Raw genomic sequence first — 19,797 nt, forward strand, 5'->3', positions numbered from 1 at the left:
TAGACCCCCCATTCGGGTAGTGTAGTCAAGTTGAAAAATCTGCTTTATGTAGGGCGGCACTGTCGTCGTAGCAAATGATCTCCCAGGAGAAACCCAAATGCCCACTGATCGAAGCACGTCCCTGTCCCAATCGGGTGCACCCGGCACCGCTCGCAGAACCCCGAAGCTGCGGGTAAAACCGTTGCTGAAGCGGCGCTTGAAGGTTTCCGACGTCAATGTGGTCGACAAGCCCATCATGAAGCGTGCGCTCGGCGGCACCATCGTCGGAAACACCATGGAATGGTACGACGTGGGTATCTTCGGATACCTCATCACGACCATGGGGCCGGTGTTCCTGCCGGAAGCGGATGACTCCGTTCAAACGCTTTTTCTGCTCGGTACCTTCGCCGCAACCTTCTTCGCCCGCCCCCTCGGCGGGGTGTTCTTCGGCTGGCTCGGCGACCGCATCGGACGTCAGAAGGTGCTCGCCACCACGCTGATCCTGATGGCCGCCTCCACCTTTGCGGTCGGCCTCCTGCCCGGCTACGCCCAGATCGGCGTGTGGGCCGCGGTGCTGCTCGTGTTCGTCAAGCTTGTGCAGGGTTTCTCGACCGGCGGCGAATACGCCGGCGCGACAACCTTCGTCAGTGAGCACGCCCCCGACAAACAGCGCGGCTATTTCGCCAGCTTCCTCGACATGGGCAGCTACCTCGGTTTCGCGATCGGCGCATCGCTCGTCTCGGTGCTGCAGCTCACCCTCGGCCAGGAGGTCATGGAGGACTGGGGCTGGCGCCTCCCGTTCCTCATCGCCGGACCGTTGGGCCTGATCGCCATCTACTTCCGCATGAAGATCGACGAGTCGCCGGCCTTCCAGGCCACACTCGACGCGCAGGAGGAAGCCCAGAAGAACCCGGTCGGCGCCACCGCCGACACCCCCAAGGGCCCGATCGCGATCTTCCAGGCGTACTGGCGCAACATCATCATCGCGATGATCCTGGTCGCGGCGGCCAACACGGTGGGTTACGCCCTCACCTCCTACATGCCGACCTATCTCACCGAGAACAAGGGTTACGACGAATTGCACGGCACGGCGCTGACGATTCCGATCCTTGTCGTCATGGCCCTGTGCATCCCGCTGGCCGGTCGCCTGTCCGACCGCATCGGACGACGTCCGGTGTTGTGGATCGGCGCGATCAGCACCGTGGTGCTGGCCTACCCGGCGTTCCTGTTGATCGACATCGGCGAGATCTGGTCGACCCTGCTCGGCCTGGCCTTCATCGCCTTCCCGGTCACGTTCTACGTGTCCAACCTCGCCTCCGCGCTGCCGGCACTGTTCCCGACGGCGAGCCGCTACGGTGCCATGGGCATCTCGTACAACTTCGCCGTTGCCATCTTCGGCGGCACCACACCGTTCATCATCGCCGCGCTCATCGTGGGCACCGGCAACGACATGATGCCGGCGTTGTACCTGATCGCAACCTCGCTCATCGGTGCCATCGCCATCTACTTCCTCAAGGAGTCGGCCAACCGCCCCCTCCCCGGGTCGATGCCGAGCGTGAACACCGACGACGAGGCGCACGAACTGGTCAAGACGCAGGACGACAACCCCCTGCTCGACCACGACGAGATGCCCTTCGACAGCTCGTACGAGCCGCCGACGTCGTCGATCCCGATCCAGGTCGCCGCTGAGGACGACCGCGCGCCGGAGCCCGCGAAGATCTAGCAGCACCTGCATCACCCTCACGGACGTGTGCGGCCGAATTCCCGGCGGCACACGTCCGCTTCGGGCTCAAGTCCTGCCAGACTGACGTAGCGCCACATAACGAGGGGGTCCCGATGTCTCGGTTGACACAGTCCACGCTGATCACCGCCGTCGGGGCGGTCCTGCTGACCTTTCTCGTGAGCGGATGCTCCCCCACGGCGACCGATCCGGCCGGCGGGGGCACCGCATCCGCCGCCCCGAGTTCGAGCGCCTCGGCGTCCCCGACCGGCGCGGCGTCGCCCAATCCCGAGACCACGGCGGGCGCCGCCGCGCCGGAGGGCGACTGCCCCGCCGGGAGCACCCTCGCCACGACGTACACGGTGATCACCGACGATTCGACCACCCCGGTCGTGATCGAGTACACCGCCTTCAACCAAGACGGCAGCGCACCGGTGCAGACCGAAACGGTGTACGGGCCGATCGTCAGCCGGGTGTCCTACAGCTGCGATGCCGATTCGAGCGGTGAGTTGTGGACGCTCACGGCGACGAGCACGACGCAGGGCGCACTGAGCTGCCTCCTCGGGTTCGGCGGCAAGACCGTGTCGCAGGACACCGGCTACAACGAGGGTGCGCTCGTGCCGCTCACCGTCGACTGCACCGGTAACCCCGGTCGCTGACCGCACGGTGCCGCGGCACTCATCCGGTCACGCGGCGCTCCTTATCTCGGGTGCCCCCTGGCACGGGGAGTGCCGGTACCCGAATGGTAGCGGCATCTGGCCCGCGTAGAATTTACGGATGACTACCGCGCCCACACCGAGCATTGACCCGCACGATCTCGAGGTCACACTCCGCGTGCTCGCTTCCCTCAGCGACATCGACCCCGACGACCCCAACTTCGTCACCGTGCGCCAGGCGACGGCCAAGATGTTCAAGTCGGTGAAGATGGTGCGGCGCACCGAGAAGCGCCAGATCATCGCCGAGGCCGACCGCACGGTGATCGCCGCGACCGCGACCGGCGCGCCCACCCGGATCGACGATGAAACCCGGGGCGCCCAGCTGTCGATCGGAACCACCGCGGCGAGCGCTGGCGAGCTGCTCGTGCCGCGCGCCTGCTACATCTGCAAGCAGAAATACACCGTGGTCGACGCGTTCTACCACCAGCTCTGCCCGAGCTGCGCGCTGATGAGCCACGCCAAGCGCGACGCCCGCACCGACCTCACCGGAAAGCGCGCGCTGCTGACCGGCGGCCGGGCGAAGATCGGCATGTACATCGCGCTGCGGCTGCTGCGCGACGGCGCTCACACGACCGTCACCACCCGGTTTCCCCGCGACGCGGTGCGCCGCTTCGCCGCGATGCCTGACTCGAAGGACTGGCTGCACCGCCTGCGCATCGTCGGCATCGACCTGCGCGACCCCGCGCAGGTCATCGCGCTTGCCGACTCCGTCGCCGCCCAGGGGCCGCTCGACATTCTGATCAACAACGCGGCACAGACCGTGCGGCGCTCCCGCGGCTCATACTCGCCCCTCGTCGAAGCCGAGGACTCTCCCCTGCCCGACGGACCGCTGCCCGAGATCGTCTCGTTTGGACACACCAATGACGCGCATCCGCTCGCGCTCGCCGCGTCGGTCTCGGGGCACCCGCTGCTCGCCTCGGCTGCCGGCGCGGGCAGCCTGACCGCGGGTGACCTCACCCGCCTGGCCCTGGCCGCCGGCTCCTCGTCGCTCGAGAAGCTCGCCGCGGGCACGGCGATCGACGCCGGCGGGCTCGTGCCCGACCTCCACGATGTCAACAGCTGGACCGCCAACGTCGAAGACGTCGACCCGCTCGAGATGCTCGAGGTGCAGCTCTGCAACACGACCGCGCCGTTTCTCCTCGTGAGCCGCCTGCGGGAGTCGCTCGCGGCATCCGCTGCCCGGCGCACCTATATTGTGAACGTCTCGGCGATGGAGGGTGTCTTCGGTCGCGGCTACAAGGGCCCCGGCCACCCGCACACCAATATGGCCAAGGCTGCGCTCAACATGCTCACCCGCACGAGCGCGAAGGAGATGCTCGGCGACGGCATCCTCATGACGAGCGTCGACACCGGCTGGATCACCGACGAGCGCCCGCACCCCACCAAGGTACGACTCGCCGAGGAGGGCTTTCACGCCCCGCTCGACCTGGTCGACGGCGCGGCGCGGGTCTATGACCCGATCGTGCGCGGCGAGGCCGGCGAAGACCTCTGTGGCGTGTTCCTCAAGGACTACGTTCCGGGTTCCTGGTAGCTCGCGGCGCCCCGCGCGGCGGGCCTCACTCGTGGATCGGTCAGGTACGGACTTCGTGCCTTCCTGTCGCGGAGGAGGGCACGAAGTCCGTGCTTCAGCGGATCAGGCGGCCGATACGGCGGGTTCGAGGATGACGACCGGGATCTCGCGGGTGGTGCGGCCCTCGTAGTCGGCGAAACCGGGATAGTCGGCCCTCTGCTGCTCCCAGATTGTGGATCGCTCGTCGCCGGTCGCGACCCGGGCCGTGACCGCGAGCGTCTGGGTACCGACCTCCACCCTCGCGTGCGGATTGGCGACCAGGTTGTGGAACCAGGCCGGGTTCGTCGGCGCGCCCGCCTTGGAGGCGAACACCGCGAACGCGCCGTCGACGTCGCGGTACATCATGGGACTGACGCGCTCGGCGCCTGTCTTGGCCCCGGTCGAATGCAGCAAAAGCAGTGGTGCCCCGGCGAAGTTACCGCCGACGCGGCCCTCGTTGGCGCGGAACTCCTCGATGATCTTGTCGTTCCAGTTGTTCGTCGCCGACATGAACACACTCCTTCGATCGGACTCTGGACCTTCGAGCCTACGCGCCGGCATCGGTGCGGTGCCCGGGGCTCCGCGGATGCGATCACGCTCTCAGCGAATTCGCACAGGATGGGTCGAACGGCCCTGCTCGGGCCACCCCGCCCCCGCAAGGATGAAGGTAATGACCGCTCAACCCCGTGATCGAGGTCCAAAGGCCGGTCCGAAGGAGAGTCATGTCCGCGTATTCGATGGTGACGAGCCCAGGCCCTGCGGTCCACCGCACTCCTGACCGCCGGTGGCTGCGCCTGGCGATCGTGGCCGGTGCGCTCGCGTGGGCCGGCAGCATCTGGGCCCTCGCCGCGGCCGGCACCTACGACACCGTGACGCCGGCGTTCCTGCCGCAGGCGCTCGCCCAGGACCTGGTGAATCTCGTCGTGGCGGCCCCGACCCTCGTGGTCTGTGCGATCCTCGCCCGGCGCGGTTCCGTGCGGGGGCTGCTGGTTTTGCTCGGTGTCCTGGGCTATACCGTCTACAACTACGTGATCTACGTGTTTTCGATCCCGTTCGGCCCGTTGTATCCGCTCTGGACGGCCGTGCTCGGACTGAGTCTGTTCGCGGTGATCGGCGGCCTGCGCTCGCTGCCCGCCGCGTCGATCGCCGCTCGTTTTCGCAGCGAACGTGCGGCCCGCGTCGCTGCCTGGGTGCTTCTCGTCGTGGCGGGCCTGTTCGCGCTGATCTGGCTCCGGGAGGACGTTCCTGCCCTGCTGGCCGGAACTCCGCAAGGGAGCTCGGTCGACCTCGACCTTCCGACGAACCCGGTGCACACCCTGGACTACATCTTCTTTCTGCCCTCGGCCTTCCTCGTGGGTACCGGCCTCCTGCACCGCCGCCCGTTCGCCTACCCGGCCACCGCCGCATTTCTGGTCTTCATGATCTTCACGTGTGTGCCGATCGTGGTGACTCCGTTCGTGCAGGCCGCGATCGGCCAGACCCCGGCCTGGAGCCTACTCGGGCCGATCGGCGCCCTGGCCCTCGTGATGCTCGGCAGCGTTCTCTGGCTGCTCGCGACGGTGACCGGTAAGTCAGAACCAGCGGATGCTGCGACCGTGCGGCTGGGTGAAGGCGATGGGGTCGCCGTCGAGGGCGAGGACAAAATCTGAACTGACAGCCGGCACGCGCACCAGTTTTTCGAGTACCCCGGGCACCACGCCCTGCGCCTCGTTCGACAGCCAGCGCACCGGCAGACGCCGCATGTGGGCGGCGAAGCGCGCCTGGGCCTCCGGGTCAAGGTAGAGGAGCACCGCGGTGTGGAACACCACGATCATGGTCCCGGCAGGGGTTTCCGCCCGAGCACGGCCCACGAGAGCCCCGACCTGCTCGTTCAGGTCGCCCTGCACGATCTCGGCCGGATGCCGCCGCGCCACCGCGACCGCGGCCCGCAGCCGGGCTCGCCGGTCATCGTGTTCGGGCCAGATCAGGGCGTCGAGCCAGTCGACATCCGCTTGCCGGGTGACGGAGAGCGGATTGAGGTCGATCCCGGCCCGCCAGATGACCGCGGGCATGCGCTCCGGAATCGGGGCTGGGCCGGTCACCATGCAGTCGAGCACGACCGGGCTGGGACCGCCCACCGGATGGAGCATCCGCTCGCCCGTGGGCGTCGCATATCGGTAGCTGTAGCGGTCCGGGTGCAGGCACAGACCGGCGGATGCCCCCACTTCGATGAGAGCGAGCGGTGCGCCACCAGCCCGGACCTGACCGGCGAGCGCGGCGAGCGCCGGAAGCAGCACCGCGCACCGCCCGGCCTCGTTCGTCTGCGTCGCGTGGGTCAGGGCGACGCCCTCCACCTCGTGCCAGTGCTCCCCCAGCCAATCGGCGAAGGCGGGATACGGTGACACGGGCGCCCCGAGAAACCGTGCCGACGTGAACACGAGGTTCGGCTGGCGTTTGGCCGGCGGCAGATGGTCGATGAGAGCCACGGCAGCCGGGTCACCAGCAACACCACGCGCCCACTCCTCATAACAGGCGCTCAGCCCCGTGGCTTCAACCGCGGCGAACTGGCGGTACCGTTCCGCGGTGGCGGCGCTCGGATCCGTACTCGTTCTCATGCGGCCAGCGTAGGCAGATTCGGCGCGCTGTCATGCCCCCAATCCTGTGGGCGCTGATTGCCGGTTAGTCTGGTCAGCGGGCAAAGACGCCACAAGCGCCTCGTGGCGCCCCACCACTGAAACCGAAATGGAGAACCTGTTGCCAGGAGAAAACCTCACCCGGATCGAAGCCCAGGAGCGCGCTGCGCTCGTCACCGTTCACTCCTACGCCGTGAACCTTGATCTCACCACGGGACCCGAGCTCTTCGCCAGCACCACCGCCGTGAAGTTCGCCGCGACGCCCGGCTCCTCCACCTTCATCGACGCCATCACCCGCACGGTGCACAGCGTGACCCTCAACGGAGTCGACCTTGACCCCGCCGTCGTGAGCGACGGCATCCGCATTCAGCTCGAGAATCTCAGTGCCGAGAACGAGCTGACCGTCGTCGCCGATGCCGTCTACACGAACACCGGCGAAGGCCTGCACCGTTTCGTCGACCCGGTCGACAACGAGGTCTACCTCTACAGCCAGTTCGAGGTGCCCGATTCCCGCCGCGTCTTCGCGGTCTTCGAGCAGCCCGACCTGAAGGCCACGTTCCAGTTCACGGTGACCGCCCCGCGCGCCTGGGAAGTCATCTCCAACTCGGTCACCCCCGAACCGACGGATGCTCCGGCCGGCCGCGACGGCGCCGCCCGCGGCACCTGGGCCTTCGCCCCCACCCACACCATCTCGAGCTACATCACCGCCCTCGTCGCCGGTCCCTATGCCGTCGTGCGCAGCGAACTCACCTCGAGCGACGGCCGCACCATTCCGCTCGGCGTGTTCAGCCGCAAGAGCCTGTCGGAGTACCTCGACGCCGACTACATCCTCGAGAAGACCCGCCAGGGCTTCGCGTACTACGAGGAGAAGTTCCAGTACGCGTACCCCTTCGACAAGTACGACCAGATGTTCGTGCCCGAGTTCAACGCGGGCGCGATGGAGAACGCCGGCGCGGTGACCTTCACCGAGAGCTACATCTTCCGCTCCAAGGTCACCGACGCCGTGCGTGAGCGCCGCGTCGTCACGATCCTGCACGAGCTGGCCCACATGTGGTTCGGCGACCTGGTCACCATGAAGTGGTGGAACGACCTGTGGCTGAACGAGTCGTTCGCCGAGTGGGCGTCGACGATCGCGACCGCCGAGGCCACCGAGTGGCACGAGGCCTGGACCACCTTCGCCGTGATGGAGAAGAGCTGGGCCTACAAGCAGGACCAGCTGCCCTCGACCCACCCCGTCGTCGCCACGATCACCGACCTCGACGACGTGCTCGTCAACTTCGACGGCATCACGTACGCCAAGGGCGGTTCGGTGCTCAAGCAGCTCGTCGCCTGGGTCGGCATCGACGCCTTCTTCACCGGCGTCGGCTCCTACTTCCAGAAGCACCAGTGGGGAAACACCGAACTGCGGGACCTTCTCGCGGAGCTCGAAATCGCCAGCGGCCGCGAGCTCGGCGGCTGGGCCGCGCTCTGGCTCGAGACGGCCGGCGTCAACACGCTGCGCCCCTCGATCACCGTCGACGACCTCGGTGACATCACCGCGTTCACCGTGCTGCAGACCGCCGCGGCTGACTACCCCACGATTCGCCCGCACCGCCTCGCGATCGGCTTCTACGACTTCGACGGCGCCAAGCTCGTGCGCACCCACCGCGTCGAGCTCGATGTCGACGGCGTGGCGACGGATGTCCCCGAGCTCGTCGGCCGAGCGCGCCCTGCCCTCGTGCTGCTCAACGATGACGACCTCGCCTACGCGAAGATCCGCCTCGACGAGGTCTCCCAGGCGACCGCGATCGCCCACCTCGCCGCCATCGAGAGCCCGCTCACCCGCGCCCTCGTCTGGGGCTCGGTCTGGGACGCCACCCGCGACGCCGAGACCCCGGCGCGCGACTTCGTGACGCTCGTTCTCGGCAACATCGGCACCGAGACCGAGTCGACGATCCTCCGCACGGTGCTCGGCCAGGTCGTGCTCACGGCCAGCTACTACGTGGCGCCCGAGCGCAGCGCCGGCACACTCGAGCAGGTAGCGGATGCCCTCTGGGCCCTCGCGTCCTCGGCTGAAGCCGGCAGTGACGCCCAGTTCCAGTTCGTGAAGTTCTTCGCCTCCGTCGCCTCGACCGACGCTCACCTCGCCGCGGTCGCAGCGCTGCGTGACGGGTCGGCGCCGCTTCCCGGCCTCGAGATCGACACCGACCTGGCCTGGGAGCTGCTCATCGCCCTCGTCGCCGGCGGAAAGGCCGGCACACCGGAGATCGATGCCGCCCTCGCCGCGGACAACACGGCAACCGGTGCCCAGTCGGCCGCCAACGCCCGGGCATCGCTGCCCACGGCGGCCGGCAAGCAGGCCGCCTGGGATTCGCTCGTCGTCGTCGACACCGCGCCGAACACGATCGTGCGCACGACCGCCGCCGGGTTCCTGCGGGCGCACGACAAGACGCTGCTCGAGCCGTTCGTCGCGCAGTACTTCGACGCCCTGCAGACCGTGTGGGAGGCCCGCAGCTTCTCGATCGCCGAAGCCCTCGTCATCGGCCTGTACCCGTCGCCACTGTCGAACCAGGCACTCGTCGACGCGACCCGGGCCTGGCTCGCCGCGAACGCGCAGCCGGTCGCGCTCCGCCGCCTCGTGATCGAGAACCTGGCCGGTGTGGAGCGTTCGCTCGCCGTGCAGGCGCGCGACGCACAATAGGACCGACACTCCCCGTTCCTGACAAACGAGGCCCTGTATCCATAACGGATGCGGGGCCTCGGCTGTGTCGCGTCCCAGACTTCCCCAAAATCGTCTGCCTAGACTGGCAGCACTATGAACTGGGATACCGTGTGGACCGACTTCGGCGCCTACCTCGCCAAGATTGACTGGACCGGCATCTGGGAGACGCTCTTCTCGATCGTGGTCATCATCGTGCTCGCCTTCTCGCTGCGCTGGATCCTGCAGTTCGTGATTCGGCGCGTCGTGCAGCAGATCGTCTCCGGGGTCAAGAAGAACCAGAAGGTCGACGATACCCAGGCGCTCAACGTGTCGCCGCTCGCCGCCGTGCGGGTCGTGCAGCGATCCCGCACCCTGGGGTCGGTGCTGGCCAACATCGTCAACGTCTTCATCCTCATCACGGCGATCCTGCTGATCGTGCAGCGGATCAGCCCGGATATCCTCGGCTCCTTCGCCTTGCTGACCGCCGCGATCGGTGCCGGCCTCGGTTTCGGCGCCCAGAACATCGTCAAGGACATCCTCAACGGCCTCTTCATGGTCGTGGAAGACCAGATCGGCGTGGGCGACATCGTCGACGTGGGATTCGCATCCGGTGTGGTGGAGACCGTCGGTATTCGCATCACCCAGGTGCGCGACGTCGACGGAACCCTGTGGTTCGTGCGCAACGGTGAGATCCTTCGCGTGGGCAACATGTCGCAGGGCTGGGCCCGGGTCATCATCGACCTGGCCATCCCCTACAGTTCCGACGTCGAAGCGGTACAGACCGAACTCCTGAGGGTCGCGACGGCGCTCGCCTCGAGCCGCAAGTGGCGTTCGGTGATCCTCGAGAAGCCCGAGATCTGGGGTCTCGAGTCGATCAGCGCCGAAGCGCTCGTTACCCGGCTGGTCGTGAAGACCCGGGTCTCCGCCAAGTGGGACTTCGCCCGCGACCTGCGCCTGCACATGAAGAAGGCCCTCGACGGCGTGGGTGTATCGCTGACCCCGCTGAACAGCGTGATCATGACCGGTTCCGACGGCGCCATCGAGTCTGCCGCAGAGTTCGATCCGGCAGCGGATGTGATCGACGCGGCCGAGGAGGCCGCCGCTGCCGTGCCCGACGCAGTGTCGCACGTGCGTACCGCGCCGGTGCCCGTGCGCCGCCAGCCGCGCGCGCCGCGCAAGTCGAAGAACACGCCGGCCGCGACACCGGCGCCGAAGACTCCCGCCAAGCCCCTGCCCGTCGTCAAGTCCGCTCCCGACCCACAGACCCGCGGCGACGACGGCGATTAGGCGCCCCGCGTGACAGACTTGAGGAGTGACTTCCGTAAACTCTGAACCCAGCACCAGCCCGGCATCGCCGGTCGGACCGGCCGAGATCCGCATCCGCGACGGCAAGAACGGCGCCGTGCTCGGCACCACGTTCTACGAGCAGGTCGGCGGACGCGTGTTCTTCGAGAAGCTCGTGCACGAGTTCTACACGGGCGTCGCGACCGACGAGCTGCTGCGGCCGATGTACCCCGAAGAAGACCTCGGACCGGCCGAGAACCGGCTCGTGATGTTCCTCGAGCAATACTGGGGCGGCCCCGGAACCTACAGCGAACAACGCGGACACCCCCGCCTGCGCCAGCGCCACCAGGGGTTCAAGGTCAGCCCGAAGGCACGTGACGCCTGGCTCGGCCACATGCGCGCCGCCGTGGATGCCTGCGACCTGCCGCCGCTTCAGCGCGAGACCCTGTGGGACTACCTTGACCGCGCCGCGCAGTCGCTGCTCAACACCTTCGACGACTGACCCATCGCAGGCACGCAGGCCGTCGACCTAGTTTTTGACGAGCACGTGCCCGCGAGAGGTGCTCAGACGCAGCCAGGAGCCGGCCTGGAAGAGCCGCACCGGCTCATCCGCGGTGAGAAAGCCGAGGCTGTAGGCGGCGAAGGCGGCCCCGGCCGGCACACCGGCCAGGTCGCCGAGGCCGTCGACCGGTCGGCCCCAGATTTCGGAGCGGACCCGCTGCACGATCTGTTCTCCGGTGCCGGCGGGGATCACGGCGGCGACCTCGTCGATTCCGGCCCGGGCGGCCGCTTCAAGAGCGGCGGCATCCGCCTGCCCGCGGGGCTCCCAGCCCGACCGGGGCGGCGAAATGCCGGCCCAACTGACCGTGGTGGTCTCAAACGGCACGGGAACCGACACCGGGGCATCCGTCACCCGGTCGGAGACGGGCAGGTGCGCGATGCGATCGAGCACCGAACGCACGGTGACGACGGTGTCGAGGGTGACCGGTTCGGTGAGCGCGAAGGTGCGCAGTCCCAGCACGGTCGGGCTGGAATCGAGCAGCCCACGCCGGTAGAGCACGGCGCTGTACACGAGCAGCACCGTGTCGGCGGCGATCAGGCGCACCGACCCGTCCTCGACGCGGGCGGCGCGGGCGAGGTACACCTGCAGGTCGCTGAGGGCATGGGAATCGGTGAGAGAAATTGTGGTGCTCATCTGCAATCTAAACTACCAAGGTACGGTGACCGTTCCTGTCGGCCGCGCTCGTTTCCCGCCTGAGGAGGCCCCATGCACATTCCGATGCAAGGTTTTCTGACCGCCCTCGACCTGACCGACACCGGCGCACGCACCGATGAGGACATCTTCACCGGGCCGTCCCAGTGGATGCCCCTCGGCCGCGTTTTCGGCGGACAGGTGCTCGCGCAGTCCCTCGTGGCCGCGATGCGCACCGTGCCCGACGAGCGTCACGTGCACTCGATGCACGGGTATTTTCTGCGGCCCGGTGACGTCAACCACCCGATCACCTTCTCGGTGGAGCGCATCCACGACGGCCGTTCATTCTCGACCCGGCGCACCCAGTGCTACCAGAACGGCCTGCCGATCCTCTCGATGATCGCGTCGTTCCAGGACCCCGACGAGGGTCTCGAGCACCACATTGAGATGCCGAGCGACATTCCCGACCCCGAATCGCTGCCGACCGCGCAGGACGCCCTGAAGCACATCGACCACAGTGTCGCGCGGTACTGGTCGACCGAGCGACCGTTCGACATGCGGCATGTGCCGTCGCCGATCTACCTCAAGGTCGACGGGGAGCACACCTCGCGGCAGGCGGTGTGGATGAAGACCTTCCTGCCGATGCCCGACGATCCGGACCTGCACCGCGCCGCGCTCGCCTATGCGAGCGACTACTCGATCATGGAGCCGATCATGCGTCGGCACGGCATCGCCTGGTCCTCCCCCGGCCTCAAGGTCGCGAGCCTCGACCACGCCATGTGGTGGCACCGCTTCGGCCGCGTCGATGAGTGGCTGCTCTACGTGCAGGACTCCCCGTCCGCACAGGGCGGCCGGGGCCTGGCCACGGGCAGCATCTTCACCCGCGAGGGCGTGCTGTTGGCCACAGTGGCCCAGGAGGGCATGTTGCGTCTTCCCATCATTCTTGAATAGCGTGAAGACCGTGTTGCGCCTGACCTGACCTGTTGACTTACTCGAGGAGCCTCATGACGAACACTTCTGACCTGTCCCGCCGTTCCCTGCTCGTACTCGGTGGGGTCGGGTCCGCCCTCGCCCTGGCCGCCTGTGCTCCCGCGGGGGAGGTCACCGCCGAGACGGATGCCGCCTCACCCGACGCCACCGCCTCCAGCGCTCCCGAGCAGGTCGCCACGCTCGCGGACATCCCCGTCGGCGGCGGCATTGCCGTCATGGTTGCGGGGCAGCCGGTGCTGCTATCCCAGCCGACCGCCGGCGAGGTCGTCGCGTTCAGCGCCGTCTGCCCGCACCAGGGCTGCACCGTCGCTCCCGCCAGCTCCGGATTCGAGTGCCCGTGCCACCAGTCCAAGTTCGACGGCGCCACCGGAGAGGTGCTCGACGGCCCGTCGCCGCGCGCACTCGACCCGCTCACCGCCACGGTCGACGGTGAGTCCGTTCTCGTCGGCTAACGGCGGGCGAAGACCATCGGCTCGTCGAGGTAGGGCGTCCAGGCGTCGCGTTCCACATCGTTGATCCGGCGGGGGCGTTCGCTCTGGGCGTCCACGAGCACGATCGTCGTGTTCGCTCGGGCGAACAGCACCTCGGGGAGCACTCCGGCCGGGCTCCACACCTCGTAGCAGACGTCGAGGCTGGCGCCGCCGAGCTTGCCGAGCCACAGCCGCACGTCGATCGGTTGGCGCAGGTACGGCACCGGCGCCAGGTATTCGATCTCCTGGCGCGCGATGAGGGTAAGCGTCGCCGCTCCCGGTCGTCCGTCGAGCACGGCCATGCTCGCCACCGTGGTGTCCGCGCCTACAGCCGGGGCATCGGCTTCATCGGTCGCCCAGAATGCCTGGATGCGCGCCTCTTCGAGCAGGCGCAGCATCTCGGCATTGTTGACGTGGCCGTAGGCATCGAGGTCGGACCAGCGCAGGCTGATCGGAACGTGCAGCTTCACGCTGATCGATTCATGCCGGCCTAGTCGCGGGTGAGCTTGCGGTACGCGGACCGGTGCGGCTTCGCCGCGTCGGGGCCGAGGCGCTCGATCTTGTTCTGCTCGTAGGACTCGAAGTTGCCCTCGAACCAGTACCAATTGGCCGGGTCGGCATCCGTTCCCTCATAGGAGAGGATGTGCGTGGCGACGCGGTCGAGGAACCACCGGTCGTGAGTGATGACCACGGCGCAGCCCGGGAACTCGAGCAGGGCGTTTTCGAGCGAGCCCAGGGTTTCGACGTCGAGGTCGTTTGTGGGCTCGTCGAGCAGCAACAGGTTGCCGCCCTGCTTCAGGGTCAGCGCGAGGTTCAGGCGGTTGCGCTCTCCACCGGAGAGCACCCCGGCCTTCTTCTGCTGGTCGGGGCCCTTGAAACCGAAGGTCGACACGTAGGCGCGCGACGGGATCTCGGTGCGCCCGACCTGGATGTAGTCCTGGCCGTCGGAGACGACCTCCCACAGGGTCTTGTTGGGGTCGATGCCGCCACGATCCTGGTCGACATAGCTGATATCGACCGTCTCACCAATGCGCAGCTCGCCGCCGTCGAGCGGCTCCTTGCCCACGATGGTCTTGAACAGGGTCGTCTTACCGACACCGTTCGGGCCGATGATGCCGACGATGCCGTTGCGGGGCAGGGTGAAGCTGAGGTTGTTGATGAGCAGGCGGCCGTCGAAGCCCTTCTCGAGCTTGGACGCGTCGATGACCTGGGCGCCGAGGCGCGGGCCGACCGGAATCTGGATCTCTTCGAAGTCGAGCTTACGGGTGCTCTCCGCGGCGGTGACCATCTCTTCGTAGCGGGCCAGGCGCGCCTTCGACTTGACCTGGCGGCCCTTGGCGTTGGAGCGCACCCACTCGAGCTCGTCGGCGAGGCGACGGCTGAGCTTGGCGTCTTTCTTGCCCTGCACCAGCAGGCGTTCCTGCTTCTTCTCGAGGTACGTCGAGTAGTTGCCCTCGTACGGGTAGAGGTGGCCGCGGTCGATCTCGGCGATCCACTCGGCGACGTGGTCGAGGAAATACCGGTCGTGGGTCACGGCGAGCACGGCGCCGGGATACTTGGCGAGGTGCTGCTCGAGCCAGAGCACGCTCTCGGCGTCGAGGTGGTTAGTGGGCTCATCCAGCAGCAACAGGTCGGGCTTCTGCAGCAGCAGCTTCGTCAGCGCCACGCGGCGCTTCTCACCACCGGACAGGTTGGCGACGGAGTAGTCCCCCGGCGGCGTCCGCAACGCGTCCATCGCCTGCTCCAGCTGGGAGTCGAGGTCCCAGGCATCGGCGGCGTCGATGGCTTCCTGCAGCACGCCCATCTCTTCGAGCAGCGCGTCGAAGTCGGCGTCGGGTTCGGCGAGGGCGAGGCTGATCTCGTTGAACCGGTCGACCTTGGCCTTGATCGGACCGACGCCCTCCTGCACGTTTTCGAGCACCGTCTTGCTCTCATCGAGCTGCGGCTCCTGCATCAGGATGCCGACGGTGTAGCCGGGCGACAGCCGGGCTTCACCGTTGCTCGGGGTGTCAAGACCCGCCATGATCTTGAGGATCGTGGACTTTCCCGCGCCGTTCGGACCGACAACGCCGATCTTGGCGCCGGGGAAGAACGACATCGTGACGTCGTCGAGGATGAGTTTTTCGCCGATTGCCTTGCGGGCACGGACCATTGAGTAAATAAATTCGGCCATAGTGTTTACCAGTCTATTGAACGGGTGGTACCGAGAAGACACGTGCCGGAGCCGAGCAGTGCCGAGACGGCGCTGTGGTAGCCGCCGCTGGCGGGCCCGTTCTGCCCCAGCAGGCACTCCCCGTTGAACCGAATCGCGAACTGGATGGTGTCGGCGGCCAGATCGGCGTCGGTACGGTCGAAGGTGACTTCCATCTGGGTTTTGTCGAAACCGGCTGCGGTCAACGCGTCGACAAAGGAGCGGCCATCGATCGTGGTGACCGTGGACGCCACCGAATCGAAGTAGGCCTGGTTGTCGGCGGCGCTGGCCGCAGGCTGGAGCGCGAGCGCCGGGGCCGGGGTCTCGGTGGTCGTCGGCGCGACTGAATCGGTCTCCGACGGTGACGAGCTCGGCGCCGGCGCCGGGTTGGTGCACGCGGCCAGGATCAGGACCAGTCCTACGGCCACTCCGACACGGGTGGCGGAGGCGACGGCCCGGGACGGAGCGGACCTCCCGAGGTGGCTGCCGGCCACGACCGATCGCTGGCTGGATACGTTGTGACGCACGCGTAGTTCCTCCCCGTGGGCACAGTCGTGCCGACGTTAGAAGTCTACGGGGGCCAGGGCCGGAGCGCCGCTGGGGCGGGCGGGCGCCGTCTCCGTTTCGGTGGCAGAAGCCTCGCCCGCGCGGCTCGGCCGGTTGTCCAGCCCGGCGTCGCGTTCGGCGTCGAGGTCCGCGGCGATACCCGGTGCAGTGCCCGGGGTGGAGCTTGGCGCGGAGCCCGGCGCGATCTGCGCCGTCATGCCCGTGCGGATCGCCGTGGTCATATACCAGTTGAGGTCATGACCGAGAGAATCCGCGGTCACCTCGATGGAGGTGCCGGATCGGTCGCCGCTTTTCCACTCGCGCAGTCGCAACTTGCCCGTGAGCATCACGTGCTGCCCCTTCTGCACCGAGCGCGCCACGTTGCGGGCGAGCAGCCGGAAGGTGGACACGGTGTACCAGTTGGTGTCGGCGTCGACCCAGGAATTGGTCGAGCGGTCGAAGCGTCGTTGTCCGGACGCCAGCCGGAAGGTGGTGATCGCCACCCCGTCGGTCGTGACGATGTGGCGCGGATCAGTGGCGACAATTCCGGTCAGGGTGATGCTGTCAATCATCGTTCTCTCCCCACTCGAGGTGCGCAGGCGATTCGCTGCGTACCTCGAGTGTCGGCGTCCCACCGGACCGGTGGGCGGGAAACATCCGTTTTGTGCGATCTTGCCTGTGCGCCGCGCCTGTGGAGGAACGACCTCCGCAGGCACGCGGCCGGGCGTTCGACTCGGTGGGCGTTCGACTAACTGACCAGGTACTCCGAGTAGGACTTGCGAATCTTGTTCACCTTGGGCAGCGCGACGGCCATGCAGTAGCCCTGGCCGGGGTTCTTCGCGAAAAAGTCCTGGTGATAGTCCTCGGCGTCGTGATAAACGTTGAGAGGTTCGATCGTGGTGACGATTCCCGCGCCCCACCATTCCGTTGCCCGGGTGCGAGCGGTTTCGAAGAGTTGCTTCTGCTCGTCGTCCGTATAGAACATGGCGGAGCGATACTGGGTGCCGACGTCCGCGCCCTGGCGGTTGAGCTGAGTCGGGTCGTGCAGGGTGAAGAACACGTCCAGAATCACGCTCGCCGGGATGACTTCGGGGTCGAACGTGACGGCGACGGCTTCGGCGTGCCCCGTGCGGCCGGTACAGACCGACTCATAGTCGGGATTCGGCGTCGCACCGCCGGTATAGCCCGAGACGACATCGCTCACCCCCCGCAACACGCGATAGACGGCGTCGAGACACCAGAAACATCCACCTGCGATCACAAAAGTTTGCATTGTTTCAGCGTAACCGCCCCAGCCGGATCGAGGCTGAAAGTCGCGGAGAAAGCACGGCGGATGCCGCCGGTCGAGTTGAGTGTCGGAGGGTGCCGCTAGCGTGCAGACAACACCGACAACCACTCCCGCACCATCGACGGAGGAATCATGACCACGCAACTCACCAGAAGCGCCTCGGAAAGCACCACTCCGATGGGCACCCTGATTCTCCATCCCGTGCGTGACGGGCTGTGGCGGGTCTCGGCCCGCAACGGCACGGTTCTCGGCCACATCGAGCGTCGACCGACGCCCGACGGTGACCGATACAGCGCGCGCCGTCTCGTCTTCGCCACCCTGACACGGGAGGTGGGCGAGTTCTGGCACCTCGCCGACGCGGCGGACTGCTTTCGCTGACCCAACCCCGCGCTGAAATCGTCATTCGCGCCGCTCACGTCGCGTAATTCACGACACCAAGTCGTGGCACGCCGCGAATGTACCCCGAATCGCCGAGCGGGCCGGTAATGTGCCGCTCATGCAGTCGTTGACGAACTTCGTAGACTGGCTCTTTGGAGCCGACGCCCAGCCCGTGATCTTTAGCGCGCTCGTATTCATCTTTGCCCTCATCGTGGGCAGCGTGCTGGCCGCGTGGATCTCCCGCGCAGCGGTTCGCAGCATGCTCGCCCAGCGCGACCACGAGACCAAGGCTGCTGCGATCGGCACCCTGATCGATGCGGCGACCGAGGCATCCGTCTGGAATTCGCTCACCCCCGCGGAGCAGGTACTCAGCGACCGCGCCGTCGGCCAGGCGGACATCCAGCTGCGCCTGCTGCCGGTCAAGAGCTCGGGGATCGCCGCAAACTGGGCGGCCAACCAGCTCGCTGAACTGAAGCGCACCTCGGCCACGTTCGGCTACCAGCTGGAGCCGGCCCTCGTCGAGTTTCGCGACCGCCTCATCGACTGGCAGAACAAGCCCAACCGTGCCCGCAAGGTCTTCCAGGCCGACCTCGATCGGTGGAAACTGCAGAGTTCCAGTTCCGACAAGGCCGTTCTCGCCGAACAAGACGCCTGGGTTGCCCAGCAGCACCACGAGAAGTACAGCACTCCGGTCGCCGCTTCCGAGTTCACGCCCCTCGCGCCGACTCCGGCCCGCCAGCTGCCGTCGACCTACCCGGCCAACCCGTCGAACCCGTCGACGGAGACCCAGCGACTGCTCGACGACGTGAATGCCCTCGAGGTTCGCGGCTCCGAGCCTCTCACTCGCCCCTAAAACCTGCACCCGCTCAGGGGCGGCACTCGGCTGATGCCGGGTGCCGCCCCTTTTTTGGGCCTGAGACCCGTCAGACCGTGACGGATGCCGACTGCCACCAGTCATCGAAGAGTGAGGCCGGAACGCGGCGCTTGTGTTCGGTGTTCAAGTAACGGGTTTCGATTGACTCGGCGATGGACTCGTCAACGGCCAGGCCCTCGAGGTAGTCGTCGATGTGCTGGTAGAACAGCCCAAGATTCGTCTCGTCGGTCTGACCGGGGTCGTTGTCGAGCAGGTCAGCCGTGGGCTGCTTGAGGTAGAGGCGTTCCGGAGCGCCGAGCTCCACCAGCAGTGCCCGGCCCTGGCGCTTGGTGAGTCCGGTCAGGGGAAGAATGTCGGTTCCGCCGTCTCCGTACTTCGTGAAGAACCCGGTCACCGCTTCCGCGGCGTGGTCGGTGCCGACCACGAGCAGATTCTTCTGGCCCGCCAGCGCGTACTGGGCGATCATGCGTGACCGGGCCTTGACATTCCCCTTCGTGAAATCACTCATCGGCTCCTGCGCGCTGTCCGCGTATTCGGCCTCGAAGCCGAGCACCGCACGCTCGATGTTGAACACGACCGAGAACTGCGGGGCGATGAAGCCCAGCGCGAGCTGGGCATCCTCTTCGTCACGCTGAACCGCGTACGGCAAGCGCACGGCGATGAAGGTCAGATCCCGCCCCTCGGCCGCGAGTTCCTCCATCGCCAGCTGGCACAGCCGGCCGGCGAGAGACGAGTCCTGGCCACCGCTGATACCGAGTACCAGACCGGCGGACCCGGTGCGGATCAGGTAATCCTTCAGAAACTGCACACGGCGGCGAATCTCGGCGGCCGGGTCGATGGACGGTGAGACATTGAGTTCCGCGATGATTCGCGCCTGTAGTTCTCGCATACTCCAGCCTAGCAATCACGCTGGTGCCCCCGGTAGGAATCGAACCTACGACAAGCGGATTAGAAGGCCGCTGCTCTATCCACTGAGCTACGGGGGCTCGCGGCGCTCGTCAAGGATAGCAAATCTGCGCCAGCCACGAAGGCAGGCCGGCTTCTCGGCTGCTAGAGCGCCTTCGCTGCCGCGACGAGAACCTGGGCGACGGACGGCACACCGGCAGCACGGAAGACCTCGACGCCGTCGGCGTTCTTCACGATGACCGTGGGCGTATTGCGGATGCCGTTGCGCTCGGCCTCTTCGGTGTCGTTCGCCACGTCAAGCTCTCGCACCGTTGCCTGTGGCACCAGGGCGCTCATTTCGGCCAGGACAGCGCGGGTTTGCATGCACGGCTCACAGAAAGCGGACGAAAAGAACAAGAATTCCATGCGCCCAAGTCTACGGT

At 67.0% G+C, this 19,797-nt stretch carries 21 protein-coding genes and 1 tRNA gene; 11 read left to right on the top strand and 11 right to left on the bottom strand.

The window, feature by feature from the left end; translation table 11 throughout:
- The first annotated feature begins 97 nt into the window (after positions 1–97).
- The 3 genes from D6T64_RS20835 (at position 98) to D6T64_RS20845 (ending at position 3,946) form a co-directional block, all read left to right on the top strand.
- Positions 98–1,702 carry an MFS transporter gene (locus D6T64_RS20835; protein ID WP_119976606.1) on the top strand — a complete coding sequence of 535 codons (1,605 nt, stop codon included), beginning with the start codon at positions 98–100 and terminating at the stop codon, positions 1,700–1,702.
- A gap of 113 nt (positions 1,703–1,815) precedes the next feature.
- Positions 1,816–2,358, top strand: coding sequence for a hypothetical protein (locus tag D6T64_RS20840; protein ID WP_119976607.1), 543 nt, complete (start codon positions 1,816–1,818; stop codon positions 2,356–2,358).
- 118 nt (positions 2,359–2,476) lie between these two features.
- Complete coding sequence (locus D6T64_RS20845; protein ID WP_119976608.1) at positions 2,477–3,946, top strand: SDR family oxidoreductase; 1,470 nt, start codon at positions 2,477–2,479, stop codon at positions 3,944–3,946.
- A gap of 102 nt (positions 3,947–4,048) precedes the next feature.
- Here the strand turns inward: D6T64_RS20845 and D6T64_RS20850 are convergent, their stop codons facing one another.
- Positions 4,049–4,474 (bottom strand): nitroreductase family deazaflavin-dependent oxidoreductase, encoded by a 426-nt coding sequence (locus D6T64_RS20850; RefSeq protein ID WP_119976609.1) that lies wholly within the window; start codon positions 4,472–4,474, stop codon positions 4,049–4,051.
- A gap of 212 nt (positions 4,475–4,686) precedes the next feature.
- Here D6T64_RS20850 and D6T64_RS20855 point away from each other — a divergent pair, with 212 nt between their 5' ends.
- Positions 4,687–5,613, top strand: coding sequence for a hypothetical protein (locus D6T64_RS20855; protein ID WP_119976610.1), 927 nt, complete (start codon positions 4,687–4,689; stop codon positions 5,611–5,613).
- On the opposite strand, the gene D6T64_RS20860 is transcribed toward D6T64_RS20855, so the two are convergent.
- Positions 5,536–6,558 (bottom strand): DUF2332 domain-containing protein, encoded by a 1,023-nt coding sequence (locus D6T64_RS20860; RefSeq protein ID WP_119976611.1) that lies wholly within the window; start codon positions 6,556–6,558, stop codon positions 5,536–5,538. The genes D6T64_RS20855 and D6T64_RS20860 overlap by 78 nt on opposite strands.
- A 139-nt stretch (positions 6,559–6,697) precedes the next feature.
- On the opposite strand from D6T64_RS20860, the gene pepN reads away from it, so the two are divergent.
- The 3 genes from pepN to D6T64_RS20875 all read left to right on the top strand — a co-directional run bounded on the left by pepN (position 6,698) and on the right by D6T64_RS20875 (position 11,042).
- Positions 6,698–9,256, top strand: coding sequence for an aminopeptidase N (gene pepN / locus D6T64_RS20865; protein WP_119976815.1), 2,559 nt, complete (start codon positions 6,698–6,700; stop codon positions 9,254–9,256).
- 114 nt (positions 9,257–9,370) lie between these two features.
- Positions 9,371–10,543 (top strand): mechanosensitive ion channel family protein, encoded by a 1,173-nt coding sequence (locus D6T64_RS20870; RefSeq protein WP_119976612.1) that lies wholly within the window; start codon positions 9,371–9,373, stop codon positions 10,541–10,543.
- A gap of 91 nt (positions 10,544–10,634) precedes the next feature.
- Positions 10,635–11,042, top strand: a complete 408-nt coding sequence (locus D6T64_RS20875) for a globin (protein WP_377010459.1) — start codon at positions 10,635–10,637, stop codon at positions 11,040–11,042.
- A gap of 27 nt (positions 11,043–11,069) precedes the next feature.
- Here the strand turns inward: D6T64_RS20875 and D6T64_RS20880 are convergent, their stop codons facing one another.
- Positions 11,070–11,735 carry a hypothetical protein gene (locus D6T64_RS20880; RefSeq protein ID WP_119976613.1) on the bottom strand — a complete coding sequence of 222 codons (666 nt, stop codon included), beginning with the start codon at positions 11,733–11,735 and terminating at the stop codon, positions 11,070–11,072.
- Positions 11,736–11,807: 72 nt separating this feature from the next.
- On the opposite strand from D6T64_RS20880, the gene D6T64_RS20885 reads away from it, so the two are divergent.
- On the top strand, positions 11,808–12,683 hold the full coding sequence (locus D6T64_RS20885) for an acyl-CoA thioesterase (RefSeq protein ID WP_233551476.1): 876 nt from the start codon (positions 11,808–11,810) through the stop codon (positions 12,681–12,683).
- A gap of 53 nt (positions 12,684–12,736) precedes the next feature.
- Positions 12,737–13,174 carry a QcrA and Rieske domain-containing protein gene (locus tag D6T64_RS20890; protein WP_119976614.1) on the top strand — a complete coding sequence of 146 codons (438 nt, stop codon included), beginning with the start codon at positions 12,737–12,739 and terminating at the stop codon, positions 13,172–13,174.
- Here D6T64_RS20890 and D6T64_RS20895 read toward each other — a convergent pair.
- From D6T64_RS20895 to msrA, 5 genes are all read right to left on the bottom strand, one after another.
- Positions 13,171–13,662 carry an acyl-CoA thioesterase gene (locus D6T64_RS20895; protein WP_119976615.1) on the bottom strand — a complete coding sequence of 164 codons (492 nt, stop codon included), beginning with the start codon at positions 13,660–13,662 and terminating at the stop codon, positions 13,171–13,173. The genes D6T64_RS20890 and D6T64_RS20895 overlap by 4 nt on opposite strands.
- 20 nt (positions 13,663–13,682) lie before the next feature.
- Positions 13,683–15,365 carry an energy-dependent translational throttle protein EttA gene (gene ettA / locus D6T64_RS20900; RefSeq protein WP_119976616.1) on the bottom strand — a complete coding sequence of 561 codons (1,683 nt, stop codon included), beginning with the start codon at positions 15,363–15,365 and terminating at the stop codon, positions 13,683–13,685.
- Positions 15,366–15,370: 5 nt separating this feature from the next.
- Positions 15,371–15,910 carry a DUF6993 domain-containing protein gene (locus tag D6T64_RS20905; protein WP_119976617.1) on the bottom strand — a complete coding sequence of 180 codons (540 nt, stop codon included), beginning with the start codon at positions 15,908–15,910 and terminating at the stop codon, positions 15,371–15,373.
- A gap of 36 nt (positions 15,911–15,946) precedes the next feature.
- Positions 15,947–16,501: a single-stranded DNA-binding protein gene (locus D6T64_RS20910; RefSeq protein ID WP_119976618.1), complete on the bottom strand. Its 555-nt coding sequence runs from the start codon at positions 16,499–16,501 to the stop codon at positions 15,947–15,949.
- A 176-nt stretch (positions 16,502–16,677) separates the two neighbouring features.
- A complete protein-coding gene (gene msrA / locus D6T64_RS20915; protein WP_119976619.1) occupies positions 16,678–17,202 on the bottom strand; it encodes a peptide-methionine (S)-S-oxide reductase MsrA in 525 nt (174 codons plus the stop codon).
- 147 nt (positions 17,203–17,349) lie between these two features.
- Between msrA and D6T64_RS20920 the strand changes: the two genes are divergently transcribed.
- Together D6T64_RS20920 and D6T64_RS20925 are read left to right on the top strand one after the other, a co-directional pair.
- Positions 17,350–17,595, top strand: a complete 246-nt coding sequence (locus D6T64_RS20920) for a hypothetical protein (protein ID WP_147364634.1) — start codon at positions 17,350–17,352, stop codon at positions 17,593–17,595.
- A 118-nt stretch (positions 17,596–17,713) separates the two neighbouring features.
- Complete coding sequence (locus tag D6T64_RS20925) at positions 17,714–18,448, top strand: hypothetical protein (protein WP_199719252.1); 735 nt, start codon at positions 17,714–17,716, stop codon at positions 18,446–18,448.
- Positions 18,449–18,518: 70 nt separating this feature from the next.
- On the opposite strand, the gene nadE is transcribed toward D6T64_RS20925, so the two are convergent.
- The 3 genes from nadE to D6T64_RS20940 form a co-directional block, all read right to left on the bottom strand.
- The gene (gene nadE / locus D6T64_RS20930) at positions 18,519–19,358 is read right to left on the bottom strand and encodes an ammonia-dependent NAD(+) synthetase (protein WP_119976621.1); all 840 of its coding nucleotides are present in this window, start codon (positions 19,356–19,358) and stop codon (positions 18,519–18,521) included.
- Positions 19,359–19,379: 21 nt separating this feature from the next.
- Positions 19,380–19,455 (bottom strand) — tRNA-Arg (locus D6T64_RS20935).
- A gap of 64 nt (positions 19,456–19,519) precedes the next feature.
- A complete protein-coding gene (locus D6T64_RS20940; protein WP_119976622.1) occupies positions 19,520–19,780 on the bottom strand; it encodes a thioredoxin family protein in 261 nt (86 codons plus the stop codon).
- Positions 19,781–19,797 lie beyond the last annotated feature (17 nt).

The sequence above is a fragment of the Cryobacterium melibiosiphilum genome, from assembly GCF_003602235.1.
Taxonomy (GTDB): domain Bacteria; phylum Actinomycetota; class Actinomycetes; order Actinomycetales; family Microbacteriaceae; genus Cryobacterium; species Cryobacterium melibiosiphilum.